Annotated in this window: 20 protein-coding genes; 19 read left to right on the top strand and 1 reads right to left on the bottom strand. The window is 69.2% G+C overall.

The window, feature by feature from the left end:
- Positions 1-8: 8 nt before the first annotated feature.
- The 12 genes from rplN to map all read left to right on the top strand — a co-directional run bounded on the left by rplN (position 9) and on the right by map (position 7195).
- Positions 9-377 carry a 50S ribosomal protein L14 gene (rplN, locus tag EDF20_RS07330; RefSeq protein ID WP_043593350.1) on the top strand — a complete coding sequence of 123 codons (369 nt, stop codon included), beginning with the start codon at positions 9-11 and terminating at the stop codon, positions 375-377.
- 3 nt (positions 378-380) lie between these two features.
- Entirely contained in the window at positions 381-740 is a 360-nt protein-coding gene (gene rplX, locus EDF20_RS07335; RefSeq protein WP_133738230.1) for a 50S ribosomal protein L24, read from the top strand.
- Positions 740-1327 (top strand): 50S ribosomal protein L5, encoded by a 588-nt coding sequence (gene rplE, locus EDF20_RS07340; RefSeq protein WP_123547695.1) that lies wholly within the window; start codon positions 740-742, stop codon positions 1325-1327. The genes rplX and rplE overlap by 1 nt, the downstream gene beginning before the upstream one ends.
- A gap of 141 nt (positions 1328-1468) precedes the next feature.
- Positions 1469-1867, top strand: a complete 399-nt coding sequence (gene rpsH, locus EDF20_RS07345) for a 30S ribosomal protein S8 (protein ID WP_123547696.1) — start codon at positions 1469-1471, stop codon at positions 1865-1867.
- A 6-nt stretch (positions 1868-1873) separates the two neighbouring features.
- A complete protein-coding gene (gene rplF / locus EDF20_RS07350) occupies positions 1874-2410 on the top strand; it encodes a 50S ribosomal protein L6 (RefSeq protein ID WP_123547697.1) in 537 nt (178 codons plus the stop codon).
- A gap of 2 nt (positions 2411-2412) precedes the next feature.
- Entirely contained in the window at positions 2413-2784 is a 372-nt protein-coding gene (gene rplR, locus EDF20_RS07355) for a 50S ribosomal protein L18 (RefSeq protein ID WP_123355181.1), read from the top strand.
- A complete protein-coding gene (gene rpsE, locus EDF20_RS07360) occupies positions 2781-3536 on the top strand; it encodes a 30S ribosomal protein S5 (protein ID WP_133738231.1) in 756 nt (251 codons plus the stop codon). Before rplR ends, rpsE begins: the two co-directional genes overlap by 4 nt.
- Entirely contained in the window at positions 3536-3721 is a 186-nt protein-coding gene (rpmD, locus tag EDF20_RS07365; protein WP_123547699.1) for a 50S ribosomal protein L30, read from the top strand. The genes rpsE and rpmD overlap by 1 nt, the downstream gene beginning before the upstream one ends.
- Positions 3721-4347, top strand: a complete 627-nt coding sequence (gene rplO, locus EDF20_RS07370) for a 50S ribosomal protein L15 (protein WP_123547700.1) — start codon at positions 3721-3723, stop codon at positions 4345-4347. Before rpmD ends, rplO begins: the two co-directional genes overlap by 1 nt.
- A gap of 69 nt (positions 4348-4416) precedes the next feature.
- Positions 4417-5739: a preprotein translocase subunit SecY gene (gene secY, locus EDF20_RS07375; protein WP_123547701.1), complete on the top strand. Its 1323-nt coding sequence runs from the start codon at positions 4417-4419 to the stop codon at positions 5737-5739.
- A complete protein-coding gene (locus EDF20_RS07380; RefSeq protein WP_123547702.1) occupies positions 5736-6356 on the top strand; it encodes an adenylate kinase in 621 nt (206 codons plus the stop codon). Before secY ends, EDF20_RS07380 begins: the two co-directional genes overlap by 4 nt.
- A 5-nt stretch (positions 6357-6361) precedes the next feature.
- A complete protein-coding gene (map, locus tag EDF20_RS07385; protein WP_133738232.1) occupies positions 6362-7195 on the top strand; it encodes a type I methionyl aminopeptidase in 834 nt (277 codons plus the stop codon).
- A gap of 17 nt (positions 7196-7212) precedes the next feature.
- Here the strand turns inward: map and EDF20_RS07390 are convergent, their stop codons facing one another.
- Complete coding sequence (locus EDF20_RS07390) at positions 7213-8481, bottom strand: LCP family protein (RefSeq protein WP_133738233.1); 1269 nt, start codon at positions 8479-8481, stop codon at positions 7213-7215.
- Positions 8482-8659: 178 nt separating this feature from the next.
- Here EDF20_RS07390 and infA point away from each other — a divergent pair, with 178 nt between their 5' ends.
- From infA to EDF20_RS07425, 7 genes are all read left to right on the top strand, one after another.
- The gene (gene infA / locus EDF20_RS07395; protein WP_055857193.1) at positions 8660-8881 is read left to right on the top strand and encodes a translation initiation factor IF-1; all 222 of its coding nucleotides are present in this window, start codon (positions 8660-8662) and stop codon (positions 8879-8881) included.
- 68 nt (positions 8882-8949) lie between these two features.
- Positions 8950-9066 carry a 50S ribosomal protein L36 gene (gene rpmJ, locus EDF20_RS07400; protein WP_043593327.1) on the top strand — a complete coding sequence of 39 codons (117 nt, stop codon included), beginning with the start codon at positions 8950-8952 and terminating at the stop codon, positions 9064-9066.
- Positions 9067-9260: 194 nt separating this feature from the next.
- Positions 9261-9635 (top strand): 30S ribosomal protein S13, encoded by a 375-nt coding sequence (gene rpsM, locus EDF20_RS07405; RefSeq protein WP_056057338.1) that lies wholly within the window; start codon positions 9261-9263, stop codon positions 9633-9635.
- 44 nt (positions 9636-9679) lie between these two features.
- Positions 9680-10078 (top strand): 30S ribosomal protein S11, encoded by a 399-nt coding sequence (gene rpsK / locus EDF20_RS07410; protein WP_055799944.1) that lies wholly within the window; start codon positions 9680-9682, stop codon positions 10076-10078.
- 188 nt (positions 10079-10266) lie between these two features.
- Positions 10267-11259, top strand: coding sequence for a DNA-directed RNA polymerase subunit alpha (locus tag EDF20_RS07415; RefSeq protein WP_123547705.1), 993 nt, complete (start codon positions 10267-10269; stop codon positions 11257-11259).
- A 49-nt stretch (positions 11260-11308) separates the two neighbouring features.
- Positions 11309-11875: a 50S ribosomal protein L17 gene (gene rplQ, locus EDF20_RS07420; protein WP_133738234.1), complete on the top strand. Its 567-nt coding sequence runs from the start codon at positions 11309-11311 to the stop codon at positions 11873-11875.
- Positions 11876-12155: 280 nt separating this feature from the next.
- Positions 12156-14936, top strand: a complete 2781-nt coding sequence (locus EDF20_RS07425) for an ExeM/NucH family extracellular endonuclease (RefSeq protein WP_133738235.1) — start codon at positions 12156-12158, stop codon at positions 14934-14936.
- Positions 14937-15000 lie beyond the last annotated feature (64 nt).

Below are 15000 nucleotides of genomic sequence, written 5' to 3' on the forward strand. Positions count from 1 at the left end.
AGACAGAAGTGATTCAGCAGGAATCCCGCCTCAAGATCGCCGACAACACCGGCGCCAAGGAGATCCTCACCATCCGCGTCCTCGGTGGCTCCGGCCGTCGTTACGCCGGACTCGGTGACGTGATCGTGGCGACCGTCAAGGACGCGATCCCCGGCGGCAACGTCAAGAAGGGTGACGTCGTCAAGGCCGTCATCGTTCGCACCAAGAAGGAGGTCCGTCGTCCGGACGGCTCCTACATCAAGTTCGACGAGAACGCCGCAGTGATCCTGAAGGCCGATGGCGACCCCCGTGGCACGCGTATCTTCGGACCGGTCGGTCGCGAGCTTCGCGACAAGAAGTTCATGAAGATCATCTCGCTGGCGCCGGAGGTTATCTAAGTCATGGCAAACATCAAGAAGGGTGACCTCGTGCAGGTCATCACCGGGGCGACCCAGGCCCGCGGCGGCGACCGCGGCAAGCAGGGCAAGGTCCTCGAGGTCCTGGTCGAGCGCAACCGCGTCGTGGTCGAGGGCGTCAACCTCGTCACGAAGCACGTGCGCGTCGGCCAGACGCAGCGTGGCACCAAGACCGGTGGCATCGAGACGCACGAGGCCCCCCTCCACGTCTCGAACGTCGCCATCGTCGACCCCAAGACCAAGAAGCCGACCCGCGTCGGCTTCCGCGAAGAGACGGTCACGAAGAACGGCGTCACCAAGACCGTCCGCGTCCGCTACGCCAAGGCGTCGGGAGAGAACCTCTGATGACTGACACCACCACGAGCACGCCGGCCGCGCTGCCCCGCCTCAAGGCGAAGTACCGCGCCGAGATCCTGCCGCAGCTGAAGAGCGACTTCGGTTTCACGAACGTCCACCAGGTCCCCGGCCTGGTCAAGATCGTCGTGAACACCGGTGTCGGCGAGGCAGCTCGCGACAGCAAGATCATGGACGGCGCCATCAAGGACCTGACCGCCATCACGGGTCAGAAGCCGCAGGTCACCAAGGCGCGCAAGTCGATCGCGCAGTTCAAGCTGCGTGAGGGCCAGGCCATCGGCGCTCACGTCACGCTGCGTGGCGACCGTGCCTGGGAGTTCCTGGACCGACTGCTCTCGCTGGCGCTGCCGCGCATCCGCGACTTCCGTGGTCTCAGCGACCGCCAGTTCGACGGCAACGGCAACTACACCTTCGGCCTCAACGAGCAGAGCATGTTCCACGAGATCGACCAGGACCGCATCGACCGTGTCCGTGGCTTCGACATCACCGTCGTCACCACGGCCCGGAACGACGACGAGGGCCGGGCTCTGCTCAAGGCTCTCGGCTTCCCGTTCCGCACGGCCGACCAGGCCAACTAAGATCGTCCGGTCGGCAACTCCTCATCGGAGTTGCCGACCGTTCCCCTGAGGTCACGGAGAATCGCTCCGTGACCGCCCGATCATCGAGGTCGGCACCCGGTGTACCGGATGTCGAAACCGGATGAGGAAGAGATCAACCGCATGACGATGACAGATCCGGTCGCAGACCTGCTGACCAGACTGCGCAACGCGAACTCGGCTCACCACGAGACCGTCTCGCTCCCCAGCAGCAAGCTCAAGTCCCACATCGCTGAGATCCTCAAGCGTGAGGGCTTCATCGAGTCGTGGAAGGTCGAGGACGCCCGCGTGGGCCAGACCCTCACCATCGACCTCAAGTACGGCCCCGACCGTCAGCGCTCCATCGTGGGCATCAAGCGCGTCTCGAAGCCCGGTCTCCGGGTGTACGCGAAGTCGACCGAGATCCCCCAGGTCTTCGGTGGCCTCGGCGTGGCGATCCTGTCCACCTCCTCCGGTCTGCTGACCGACCGTGAGGCCGAGAAGAAGGGCGTAGGCGGAGAAGTCCTCGCCTACGTGTGGTAACCCGCCATGTCTCGAATCGGAAGACTCCCCATCTCGATCCCTGCCGGGGTCGACGTGAAGATCGACGGCCAGGCCGTCTCGGTCAAGGGCCCGAAGGGCGAGCTCGCGCTCGTCGTCAAGAGCCCCATCGAAGCCAAGCTCGAAGAGGGCACCGTCGTCGTGACGCGTCCCGACGACGAGCGTGAGTCGCGTGCCCTGCACGGCCTGACCCGTACCCTCATCGCCAACCAGATCATCGGCGTGACCCAGGGCTACACCAAGGGCCTCGAGGTCGTCGGCACCGGTTACCGCGTGCAGGCGAAGGGCTCGAACGTCGAGTTCGCGCTCGGCTACTCGCACCCCATCACCGTCGAGCCGCCCGCGGGCATCAGCTTCACGGTCGAGGGCAACAACAAGCTCACGGTCGTCGGCATCGACAAGCAGGCCGTCGGCGAAGTCGCCGCCAACATCCGCAAGCTGCGCAAGCCCGAGCCCTACAAGGGCAAGGGTGTCCGCTACGCCGGCGAGGTCGTCCGCCGCAAGGCCGGAAAGTCAGGTAAGTAATCATGGGTCTCGGTACACGAGGAAAGTCCAAGTCGGCAGCCACCAAGCGCCGTCACACCCGCCTGCGCAAGAAGGTCGTGGGCACCGAAGAGCGCCCCCGTCTCGTCGTCACCCGCTCGGCCCGTCACGTCTTCGTGCAGGTCGTCGACGACAGCAAGGGCTTCACCGTCGCCAGCGCCTCGACCCTCGAGGCCGACATGCGCACGTTCGACGGTGACAAGACCGCTAAGTCCCGCAAGGTCGGCGCACTCGTCGCCGAGCGCGCGAAGGCCGCGGGCATCGAGGCCGTCGTGTTCGATCGCGGCGGCAACAAGTACGCCGGACGCGTCGCGGCCATCGCCGAAGGCGCCCGAGAGGCTGGTTTGAACCTGTGAGCGACGCTACGAACACCACTCCCCCCGAGGCCCCGGCCGAGGCGACGACGGAGGCCACCAAGGCTCCCGCCGAGGCCGTCGTCGAGCGCCCCGTCGAGACGGCTGCCGGCTCGGAGTCCAACAACCGCGAAGGCGGTCGCACCGACCGTCGCGGCGGTCAGGGCCGCGGAGACCGCAACGCCGGTGGCCGTGGCCGCGGCGACCGTGACGACAAGAGCCAGTTCCTGGAGCGCGTCGTCACCATCAACCGCGTGTCCAAGGTCGTCAAGGGCGGTCGTCGCTTCAGCTTCACGGCGCTCGTCGTCGTCGGCGACGGCAACGGACTGGTCGGCGTCGGCTACGGCAAGGCCCGCGAGGTCCCGACCGCCATCAGCAAGGGCGTCGAGGAGGCGAAGAAGAACTTCTTCCGCGTCCCCCGCATCGGCAACACCATCCCGCACCCCGTGCAGGGCGAAGCTGCTGCCGGCGTCGTGATGCTGCGTCCGGCCTCGGCCGGTACCGGTGTCATCGCCGGTGGTCCCGTCCGCGCCGTGCTCGAGTGCGCCGGCATCCACGACGTGCTCAGCAAGTCGCTCGGCTCGTCCAACACGATCAACATCGTGCACGCGACCGTCACTGCGCTGAAGCTCCTCGAGGAGCCTCGTGCCGTCGCGGCCCGTCGTGGCCTCGACATCGACCAGGTGATGCCGGCGTTCCTGCAGCGTGCAGAGGACGCAGCGCGCACCGCCGCGACCGAGAAGGCAGGTGCCTGATGGCCGCCAACCTCAAGGTGACCCAGATCAAGTCCGTAATCAGCGAGAAGCAGAACCAGCGTGACACGCTGCGGAGCCTGGGCCTCAAGCGGATCGGCCACTCGGTCGTTCGCGAGGACACCAAGCAGAACCGTGGCTACGTCAACGTGGTCGCTCACCTCGTGAAGGTCGAGGAGATTGACTAATGGCTGACGAGAAGAAGGAGCCGGCCGCGAAGGCCGCTCCCAAGAAGGCCGCCGCCCCCAAGGCGACGACCACCAAGGCTGCTGCCCCCAAGGCCGCCGCCAAGAAGCCGGCTGCCGACAAGGCCGCCGCGTCGACGGCGTCCAGCACGACATCGGCTCCGGCCGGCTCGTCGGACGTCGCGCGTCCGCAGGTGCTCAAGGTGCACCACCTCCGCCCGGCTCCCGGTGCCAAGAAGGCGAAGACCCGCGTCGGACGCGGTGAGGGCTCGAAGGGCAAGACGGCCGGACGTGGCACCAAGGGCCAGAAGGCCCGGTACCAGGTCAAGGTCGGCTTCGAGGGCGGCCAGATGCCGCTGCACATGCGTACTCCGAAGCTGCGCGGGTTCAAGAACCCGTTCCGCGTCGAGTACCAGGTCGTGAACCTCGAGAAGCTCGGCGAGCTCTACCCCCAGGGAGGCGACGTCACCATCGTCGACCTGGTCGCCAAGGGCGCCGTCCGCAAGAACGAGAAGGTCAAGGTCCTCGGCCAGGGCGACCTCAGCGTCGCGCTGACCGTCGCGGTCGACAAGGTCTCCGGCTCTGCCGAAGAGAAGATCGTCGCCGCAGGCGGATCCGTCACCAAGTAATGCCCTGAGGGGGTGGTCCGTCAGGGCCACCCCCTTCAGTCGTCTATCCTTCACACCGGGAGGCCCACCATGTTCAGAGCTGTCGCGCGCATCATGCGCACGCCCGACCTTCGCCGCAAGATCGGGTTCACGCTCGGCATCATCGCGCTCTTCCGGCTGGGGTCCTTCATCCCTGCTCCGTTCGTGGACTACCAGAACGTGCAGCTCTGCCTCGCCGGCAGCCAGGGCACCTCGGGCCTCTACGAGCTCGTGAACCTCTTCAGCGGCGGCGCACTGCTGCAGCTGTCCGTGTTCGCGCTGGGCATCATGCCCTACATCACGTCGTCGATCATCGTGCAGCTGCTGCGCGTGGTGATCCCGCACTTCGACACCCTCTACAAGGAGGGCCAGTCCGGCCAGGCCAAGCTGACCCAGTACACGCGGTACCTCACCATCGCGCTGGGCATCCTGCAGTCGACCACCCTCATCACCGTGGCCCGCTCCGGCACGCTCTTCGCGGGCTCCGGCGCCGCGGAGTGCCAGCAGCTCATCACGAACGACGCCTGGTACGCCGTGCTCCTCATGGTCATCACCATGACCGCCGGCACCGGCCTCATCATGTGGATGGGCGAGCTCATCACCGAGCGCGGCATCGGCAACGGCATGTCGCTCCTCATCTTCACGTCGATCGCGGCCCGCTTCCCCACGGCCCTCTGGAGCATCGCCCAGGCGCGCGGCTTCGAGATCTTCCTCATGGTCATCGCGGTCGGGCTGGTCATCATGGCCGCCGTCGTGTTCGTCGAGCAGTCGCAGCGACGAGTGCCCGTGCAGTACGCCAAGCGCATGGTCGGCAGGCGGACGTACGGGGGCAACAACACGTACATCCCGATCAAGGTCAACATGGCAGGCGTCGTGCCCGTCATCTTCGCCTCGTCGCTGCTGTACCTGCCGGCCCTGGTCGCCCAGTTCAACCGGCCTACCGACGGCACCGCCCCGGCGGCGTGGGTCTCGTGGGTCGAGGCGAACCTCACCTCGGGCGACAACCCGCTCTACATGGCGGTGTACTTCGCGCTCATCGTCGGGTTCACGTACTTCTACGTCGCGATCACCTTCAACCCCGAAGAGGTCGCGGACAACATGAAGAAGTACGGCGGGTTCATCCCCGGCATCCGTGCGGGCCGTCCGACGGCCGAGTACCTCGACTACGTCCTGACGCGGGTGACCCTGCCCGGCTCGCTGTACCTCGGCATCGTGGCGCTCATCCCGCTGATCGCCCTCGCCACCGTCGGCGCGAACCAGAACTTCCCCTTCGGCGGCGCGAGCATCCTGATCATCGTCGGCGTCGGCCTCGAGACGGTCAAGCAGATCGACTCGCAGCTCCAGCAGCGGCACTACGAGGGGCTCCTCCGATGACCGGCGCACAGTCGGTCCCGGCGCCGCGCCTCCTGATCGTCGGTCCGCCCGGCGCGGGCAAGGGCACCCAGGCGGTGCGCATCGCCGAGTCGTTCGGCATCCCCGCGATCTCGACGGGCGACATCTTCCGGGCCAACGTCGCCGGCGAGACCGATCTCGGCCTCAAGGTCAAGGCGATCCTCGACGCAGGCGACTACGTCCCGGACAGCCTGACCAACGAGCTCATCAGCGACCGCCTCACGGAGGCGGATGCCGAGCACGGGTTCCTGCTCGACGGCTACCCGCGCACCGTGCAGCAGGTCGACTTCCTCGACGAGTTCCTCGCCGGTCGCGGCGAGGCCCTCGCGGCTGTCGTGCAGCTCGTCGCCGATCGTGACGAGATCGTCGAGCGCCTGCGCCGACGCGCTCTCGACCAGGGGCGCTCCGACGACACGGAGGAGGCGATCCGCCACCGGCAGGACGTCTACCTCCGCGAGACCGCTCCACTGATCGAGACGTACCGCGATCGCGGCCTGCTCGTCGAGGTCGACGGCCTGGGCAGCATCGACGAGGTCGCCTCGCGCATCGACGACGCTCTCATGGGCGCCGGCTTCAGGCCCACCGCCTCCGCGTCCTGACCGACGTGGCGTTCCGCAAGCCCGGGATCTACAAGACCCCCGACGAGCTCCGGCTCATGGTGCGCCCTGGCGTCCTGACTGCGGAGGCGCTTGACGCCGTCGCTGCCGTCATCCGGCCCGGGGTCACCACCGGTGAGCTCGACGCCGTGGCAGAGCGCACGATCCGCGAAGGCGGCGGCGTGCCCAACTTCATGCTCGTGCCGGGCTACCGGCACACGATCTGCGCCTCCGTCAACGAGGAGGTCGTCCACGGCATCCCCGGCGACCGCGTCCTGCGGGCAGGTGACATCGTCTCCGTCGACTGCGGCGCCGAGGTCGACGGCTGGAACGGCGACAGCGCTCGGACCTTCGTCCTCGACGACCCGTCGCGCCCCGAGCTCGTGGCCGAGCGTCGGCTCCTCGCCGAGGTCACCGAGGAGGCGCTCTGGCGCGGCATCGCGGCCCTGGCCGTGGCCCGCCATCTGAACGAGGTCGGCGACGCCGTCGAGGACCACGTGGAGTCCCGGGGCGAGTTCGGCATCGTCGAGGACTACACGGGCCACGGCATCGGCCGGTCGATGCACGAGGAGCCGCCCGTCTTCAACTACCGGATCAAGGGCCGCGGCCCCGCGGTGCGGCCCGGCCTCGTCGTCGCCATCGAGCCCATGGTCACGCGAGGAGGCGGCGACACGGTCACCCAGGACGACGACTGGACCGTGACCACCGTCGACGGCTCGGACGCTGCGCACTGGGAGCACTCGGTGGCTGTCCACGAAGGCGGCATCTGGGTCACGACGGCCCACGACGGGGGAGCAGCCGGCCTCGCCGCGCTCGGCGTCCGGCCCGTCCCCGTCGCCTGAGGCCTCGTCCGGCCGGCTCAGCCCCGCGAGGACCCGACCGAGCAGGTCGCCTCGGCGGCCGTCTGGCCCGTGATCGTCGACGGCAGGGTCGTCGTGACCGGTGCCGGCTCGGCCGGCGCTGTGGTCCCCGCATCGTCGGCACCGGTCGTCCCGGTGGCTGCAGGCGCGGGCGTCTCGGGCGCAGGTGCGGGCGCGGCCGACTCGTCCACGGTGGAGCCTCGGCCCACCGCCTCATCGCCGAGCGTGAACTTCTGGTCGGCCTGCAGCGCCGCCTCGAGCACCGCGGCATCCGACTCGGCGGGGATCACCCGACCGGCTTGGTCGGGGTCGTCGACCACCGGGTACTGCACGAACACGATGTCGGCCGGGGTCAGGTTCCTCAGCGCGAGCGCGAGCGACACCAGCGTGTCGGGCGAGCTCAGGGACGACGAGAGGGTCATGTTGCCGAGCGCCGCCGAGGCCAGCTTGTAGAGCGTCGTCGGGCTGCCGAGCGTGCCGCCGGAGATGATCGTGCGCATCATCGACGACAGGAACACCTGCTGCGAGCTGATGCGGGCGAGGTCGCTCCCGTCGCCGACGCCGTGGCGCGTCCGGAGGAACTCGAGGGCGTCCTTGCCCTGCAGGGAGTGGGTGCCGGCCGAGAGGTCGAGCCCGGTGTCGGTGTCGCGGATCCGCTGCGTGACGCAGACGTCGACCCCGCCCAGGGCGTTCGACATCTCGATGACGCCGTCGAAGGTGATCATGCCTGCGTAGTAGACGCTGAGCCCCGTCATGCTCTCGACGGCGGCGACCGTGCAGCTGATGCCGCCGTCGCCGTAGAGGGTGTTGAACTGCTGGTACGAGGCGGCCGGATGCGCCGCCCCGTCGTCGCCGGTGCACGCGGGACGGTCGATCATCAGGTCTCGCGGGAAGCTGACGGCCGTGAGCTGGGTCTGGTCCTCGGACAGGTGCACGAGGATGTTGACGTCGTTCCGCACCCCGTCGACCACGCCGGCGTCCACCGCGCTGCCGGGATCACGCTGGTCGCTGCCGATCAGGAGGATGTTCGCGCCGCCGGGGATCGCCGAGATCTCCTTCGGGGCGGCCGTCTCGTTGTCCAGGGCGACCGACGTCACCGACGAGGTGAGCTGCTGGGCGGTGATGGCGGCCAAGGAGGCGCCGCTCACGAGCAGCACGGCCAGTGCGCTGGCCACGAGGGTCGCCAGGGCCCGGAACGGCCCTCGCCGTCGGAGGCGACCGTGACGGGCGGCCCCTCGGCGGCCGGGCGTGCGTGTCTGCTGGGGCATGCGGAGCTCCTGGTCGGCGTCTCATCGTCGACTCGGCGTGTCGGGTCGACGGGCGGGTTGCTGAAGTGTAGCGGCATCACCTAGGATCGATCTTTGGTGTTCCCAGGTCACATCTGTGTGCCCGGGGCGCCGACTGCCCGCACGACCAACACCCCCAACTCTGAGCGACTGTGAGTCCATGGCCAAAAAAGACGGTGTCATCGAAATCGAAGGAGCTGTGATCGAAGCTCTGCCCAACGCGATGTTCCGCGTCGAGCTGACCAACGGTCACAAGGTTCTCGCCCACATCTCGGGAAAGATGCGTCAGCACTACATCCGCATCCTCCCCGAAGACCGTGTGATCGTCGAGCTGAGCCCCTACGACCTGACCCGCGGCCGGATCGTCTACCGCTACAAGTAGGGCGTGCTGGAAAGGAACGGCCCCGCGCACCCGCGGGGCACGAAGCCAGCGAGATCAAGGAAACAACGATGAAGGTCAACCCCAGCGTCAAGCCCATCTGCGAGCACTGCAAGGTGATCCGCCGCAAGGGCAACGTCATGGTCATCTGCAAGAGCAACCCGCGTCACAAGCAGCGTCAGGGCTAGTCAGCGGCCACGCTCCGACCGCGACAGCGGTCAGCAGCAGCCGGGGCTCTCGAGCCCCAGAGCACCACCCCACGAGCAGCACCAGAACTCGTCGACACGTCGCCCCGCGCGGCGGCCGGCGGGGGACACCCCGGGCGGAGGCCCGGGCACCGGTGCTGCGTCACACCTCCACCACTCTCTGAGGAGAAGCCACCATGGCACGTCTAGCAGGCGTTGACATCCCGCGTGACAAGCGCGTCGAAGTCGCACTGACCTACATCTACGGAGTCGGCCGCACCCGCGCGCTCAAGACTCTCGCCGAGACCGAGATCGACGGCAACATCCGCGTCAAGGACCTCACGGACGACCAGCTCGTCCTGCTCCGCGACCACATCGAGGGCAACTTCAAGGTCGAGGGCGACCTCCGCCGTGAGGTCGCCGCCGACATCCGCCGCAAGGTCGAGATCGGCAGCTACGAGGGCATCCGCCACCGCCGCGGCCTGCCTGTGCGCGGCCAGCGCACCAAGACGAACGCGCGTACCCGCAAGGGCCCGAAGCGCACCGTCGCCGGCAAGAAGAAGGCTCGCTAGGCCCCGGCTCCCGCCGTACGCCTCTAGGTTCGTAGGAGATCAAAATGGCAGCACCGAAGTCGGCCGCGCGCAAGCCCCGCCGCAAAGAGAAGAAGAACGTCGCCGTGGGCCAGGCCCACATCAAGAGCACGTTCAACAACACCATCGTGTCGATCACCGATCCCTCGGGTGCCGTGCTGAGCTGGGCTTCGTCCGGCGCCGTCGGCTTCAAGGGCTCGCGCAAGTCGACCCCGTTCGCCGCGCAGCTCGCGGCCGAGTCGGCTGCGCGTCAGGCGCAGGAGCACGGCGTCAAGAAGGTCGACGTCTTCGTCAAGGGCCCGGGGTCGGGTCGCGAGACCGCGATCCGCTCGCTCCAGGCCGCAGGCCTCGAGGTCGGCTCGATCAACGACGTCACCCCGCAGGCGCACAACGGCTGCCGCCCGCCGAAGCGTCGTCGCGTCTAACTGAGTTGCCGCCCGTCGTGCCTCCTCCTCCCCTCGCGGGGCGAGGAGGCGCGGCGGGCTCGACCGCGTCACCACCGCCTCCTGCGTCCCTCGCACGGGGCGCCCACAACTCAAGAGACCGACGGGCCAGCCACCCTGTCGTACCGCCGAGAGTCATATAGCGGACTCTCCGCCGAAAGGAACCCACAGTGCTCATTGCACAGCGCCCCACCCTCACCGAGGAGAACATCTCGGAGTTCCGCTCGCGTTTCGCGATCGAGCCCCTCGAGCCCGGCTTCGGCTACACCCTCGGCAACTCGCTGCGTCGCACGCTCCTGTCGTCGATCCCCGGCGCGGCCGTCACCAGCATCCGGATCGACGGCGTGCTGCACGAGTTCACGACCGTCCCCGGCGTGAAGGAGGACGTGACCGAGGTCATCCTCAACATCAAGCAGCTCGTCGTCTCGAGCGAGCACGACGAGCCCATCACGGCCTACCTGCGCAAGCAGGGCGCGGGCCAGGTCACGGCCGCCGACATCTCGGCTCCGGCCGGCGTCGAGATCCACAACCCCGAGCTCGTCATCGCCACGCTCAACGACAAGGCGAAGTTCGAGCTCGAGCTGACGATCGAGCGTGGCCGCGGCTACGTCTCGGCCGTGCAGAACCGCGCCGAGTTCAGCGAGGCCGGTCAGATCCCGATCGACTCGATCTACTCGCCCGTCCTCAAGGTCACCTACCGCGTCGAGGCGACTCGTGCCGGTGAGCGCACCGACTTCGACCGCCTCGTCGTCGACGTCGAGACGAAGCCGGCCATCACGCCGCGCGACGCCATCGCGTCGGCCGGTCGCACGCTGACCGAGCTGTTCGGCCTGGCACGCGAGCTCAACACTGCTGCCGAGGGCATCGAGATCGGCCCCGCGCCGGTCGACGCCGTCCTCTCCAGCGAGCTGCAGACGCCGATCGAGGATCTCGACCTGTCGGTGCGCAGCTACAACTGCCTGAAGCGCGAGGGCATCAACACGGTGTCCGAGCTCGTCGCCCTCTCGGAGACGCAGCTCATGAACATCCGCAACTTCGGTCAGAAGTCGGTCGACGAGGTGAAGGACAAGCTCGTCGAGCTGGGTCTCTCGCTCAAGGACACGGTCCCCGGGTTCGACGGAGCCCACTTCTACAGCGGCTACGACGAGGAAGAGACCAACTAGGTCTCGTCTCCCGACGCCCTCCATCTTCGACAGCTAGGAACCAACGATCATGCCCAAGCCCACCAAGGGTCCCCGCCTCGGAGGCGGCCCGGCTCACGAGCGCCTGATGCTCGCGAACCTCGCCGCATCGCTCTTCGAGCACAAGAGCATCAAGACGACCGAGACGAAGGCCAAGCGCCTCCGTCCCGTCGCCGAGCGCCTCGTCACCTTCGCGAAGCGGGGCGACCTCGCGTCGCGTCGTCGCGCGATGCAGACGCTGCGCAACAACAAGGACGCCGCGCACATCCTCTTCACCGAGATCGCGCCGCTCGTCGAGAACCGTGAGGGCGGCTACACCCGCATCACGAAGCTCGGCTTCCGCAAGGGCGACAACGCCTCGATGGTGTCGATCGAGCTCGTGCTCGAGCCCGTCACCCCCAAGGTCAAGTCGTCGTCGAGCTCGAAGTCCACGCCGGCCGCCGCGCCCGTCGAGGAGCCCGCCGAGGCCCCCGTCGACGAGACCGAGACGGTCGAGCAGAGCGCGCCCGTCGAGGCCGAGACCGAGACGGCTGCCGCCGACGAGGTCGAGACCGACGCCGCCGCGAAGTCGGACGACGTGAAGTCGGACGACAAGTAGTCACGAGCACCACCGGCAGAGGGCCCGTCACCGCGAGGTGACGGGCCCTCCGTCGTCGGGGCGGGGCGGGGCGAGGCGGTGCGGGGCGAGGCGACGCGGGGCGGGACAGCTGGCGACGGACCTCCGCCTACGCGACGACCGTCGTGTAGGTGATCATGCCGACACGCGGCGTCCCCCGAACGGGTGTCGTTCACCTGCTCGAAACCTGCAGGCCCTCGAGGCCCCGTAGCGTGACGGTGTCCCGCCGGATCAGCGGGCCCGAACCGTCACGAAGGACGTCATGCACCCCCGACCCCGTACCGTCAGGACGGTCGCGCTCGCGACCGGTCTCGGCGTCGCACTCGGCCTCGCGCCGCTGGTGCCCGCCACAGCCGCCCCCTCCTCGCCCTCCCTCGGCACCGCCGCCGTGGACGGCTCGGGCCTCGTCATCGACGAGGCCTACCTGAAGGGCGGCAGCGCGAACGCGCCCTTCACGAACAAGTTCGTCGAGCTGTACAACCCGACCGACGCCGCCGTCTCCCTGGCCGGCTGGTCGCTCCAGTACCGGGCAGCGACCTCGTCGGCCGTCTCGGGGGTCGGCGCCCTCGCCGGCACCGTTCCCGCGGGCGGCAGCTTCCTCGTGCAGCTCGGCAGCAACGGCACGGCCGGGGCGGCGCTGCCCCAGGCCGACGCCGTGCTCGGGCTGAACCCCAGCGGCACGACGGGCACCCTCGTGCTCGCCGACCGGGCCACGGCGGTCACGCTCCCCGTCGGCGCGTCGTCCGTCGGGGTCGACGGCGTCGTCGACCTGCTGGGCTACGGCACGTCCAACACCTCCGAGACCGCCGTCGCCGCGACGTCCGGCTCGAACTCCGTGCCCAACTCGCTGGTGCGCACCGACCACGTCGACACGGACGACAACGCGGCCGACTTCACGGTCAGCGACGTCGTCACGCCCGTGAACAGCGCAGGAGGCGCCCCCGCCGACCCCGAGGAGCCCAACGACCCCGAGCCCACCGAGCCGCCCGCGCCCGCGGTCGAGGCGACCATCGCCGAGATCCAGGGCACAGGTGCCGCCAGCCCCCTCGCCGGGCAGGTCGTGCGGACGCGCGGCGTCGTCACGGCGACCTACCCGACGGGCGGCCTCGACGGCTACGTCGTGCAGACGCCGGGCACCGGAGGTGCGCTCGACCTCGCGACGCACGCCGCGTCCGACGCGGTCTTCGTCTTCAGCTCGGCCACCGCCTCCTCGGTGTCGGTCGGTGACCACGTCGAGCTCACCGGCGAGGTCACCGAGTACTACGGCCTGACCGAGCTGACGGTCGCCGACGCCTCCGGCCTGGTGCAGCTCGACGCGAGCACCGTCGAGGCCCCCCGGGCGGCGGCTGTCGCCTGGCCCACGACGGATCCCCAGCGCGAGTCGCTCGAGAGCATGCTCTTCGCACCGCAGGGCGACTTCACGGTCTCCGACGTCTACACGACGAACCAGTACGGCGAGGTCGCGCTGGCGGCAGGCACCGGCCCGCTCCTGCAGCCGACCGAGGTGGGCCGTCCCGGCAGCGCCGAGGCGGCAGCCGTCGCAGCGGACAACGCCGCCCGCGCCGTCACGCTCGACGACGGCTCGAGCGTGAACTTCTTCACCGCGGCCAACCAGTCGATCCCGCTGCCGTGGCTCTCGCCCGAGACGCCGGTCACGGTCGGCGCCCCGGTCACCTTCGCGGAGCCCGTCGTGGTGGACTTCCGCAACGGCACCTGGAAGCTCCAGCCCACCGGCCGCGTGACCAGCGACACCCCCGTCGCCGAGCTGCCGGCCTCGTTCGGCGTCGTGCGCGAGTCGGCCCCCCGCGACGTCGGCGGCGACGTGTCGATCGCCAGCTTCAACGTGCTGAACTACTTCCCGACGACGGGCGACCAGCTCTCCGGCTGCACCTACTACCGTGACCGCGCCGGGGTGCCGCTCACGGTGAACAGCGGCTGCGACGCCCGAGGCGCCGCCACGCAGGAGAGCTTCGAGCGTCAGCAGTCGAAGATCGTCTCGGCGATCAACGGCCTCGACGCCGACGTCGTCTCGCTCGAGGAGATCGAGAACTCGGCCCGCTTCGGACAGGACCGCGACGCGGCCGTGTCGACCCTGGTCGACGCCCTCAACGCCGACCTCGGCGCCGACGAGTGGAGCTACGTCCCCTCGCCCGCGGCGGTGCCGTCGAACGAGGACGTCATCCGCCTCGCCTTCATCTACAAGGCCGGCACGGTCGAGACGGTCGGCGGGTCGACGATCCTCACCGACGCCCCGGCCTTCAGCAACGCGCGTCAGCCGCTCGCCCAGGCGTTCCGCCCTGTCGCCGCGGCCGACTCCGACGACGCCACGTTCGTCGCGATCGCGAACCACTTCAAGTCGAAGGGGAGCGGGTCGGGTGCCGACGCGGACCTCGGTGACGGCCAGGGCGCCTCCAACGCCTCGCGCGTCAACCAGGCGGAGGCGCTGGTCGCCTTCTCCGAGCGCGTGCAGCAGGCGGCGGGCACGGACCTGGCGTTCCTGCTCGGCGACTTCAACGCCTACTCGCAGGAGGACCCGATCGAGGTGCTCCGCGACGCGGGCTACGCCGATCTCGGCTCGACCGAGACCGACGAGTACAGCTACGTCTTCGGCGGCCTCAGCGGCTCGCTCGACCACGTGCTCGCCTCGCCGGCCGCGGCCGAGGCCGTCACCGCGGTGGACATCTGGAACATCAACTCGGGAGAGTCGGTGGGGCTCGAGTACAGCCGCTACAACTACAACGCCGTCCCGCTGTTCGAGGAGGGGCCGTTCCGTGCGAGCGACCACGACCCCGTCCACGTGGGCCTCTCCCTCGTCGCCGACGAGGACCCGACCGACCCGACGGACCCGACCGACCCGACCGACCCGACCGACCCGACCGACCCGACGGACCCGACGGACCCGGGCACAGGCCCCACGGACCCGTCCGACCCCGGGCACGGCGGGGGCGCGCACCCGCTGCCGCCCGTGGTGCAGGTCATCGTCGCCGTCGTCACCGCCGTGGTGTCGTGGCTGACGAAGCTGTTCGGGTGGCGCTGGCGCTGAGTCGCCGAGTCGCTGACTCGCTGACTCGCTGACTCGCTGAGCCAGCCGGCGCGCGCGGGGCGGC

The sequence above is a fragment of the Frigoribacterium sp. PhB116 genome, assembly GCF_004364285.1.
GTDB lineage: Bacteria > Actinomycetota > Actinomycetes > Actinomycetales > Microbacteriaceae > Frigoribacterium.